Annotated in this window: 1 protein-coding gene; it reads right to left on the minus strand. The window is 68.8% G+C overall.

What is annotated here, in order from left to right; all coding sequences use genetic code 11:
* Positions 1–343 (minus strand): VCBS domain-containing protein (locus E2A64_RS17760; RefSeq protein WP_133285869.1); only part of this gene is annotated, 343 nt, incomplete at both ends.

Here is a 343-nt window from a genome sequence, read left to right on the forward strand (position 1 = left end):
TGTCGGAGCCGTCGCCCGCATTCGAGCCGTCGGGGCTCAGGCCTGCCTCGTAGACGGTGGCGTCCGCATTGGCCACGCCGACACTGGCGCTGTCGTCGGCCCCGGTGATGGTGATGGTGAGGGTGGCGTCGCTGGTGTCGCCATCGGCGTCGCGCATCGTGTAGTCGAGCGTGTAGGTCTTCACGTCACCCGCCGTCAGGGCCTGGGTGGCGGCAAGCGTGTTGTCGAGAACATAGGTCCAGCCGCCGTCGGCGCCGAGCGTCAGGGTGCCGAAGGTGTTGAGTTCGGCGACCTCGGTGGCGTTGCCTGCGGCCCATTCGACGAAGGCTGCGGGGCTATCCGC

Origin of the sequence: Pseudohoeflea suaedae (assembly GCF_004354915.1) — a bacterium.
In the GTDB taxonomy this organism is placed as follows: domain Bacteria; phylum Pseudomonadota; class Alphaproteobacteria; order Rhizobiales; family Rhizobiaceae; genus Pseudohoeflea; species Pseudohoeflea suaedae.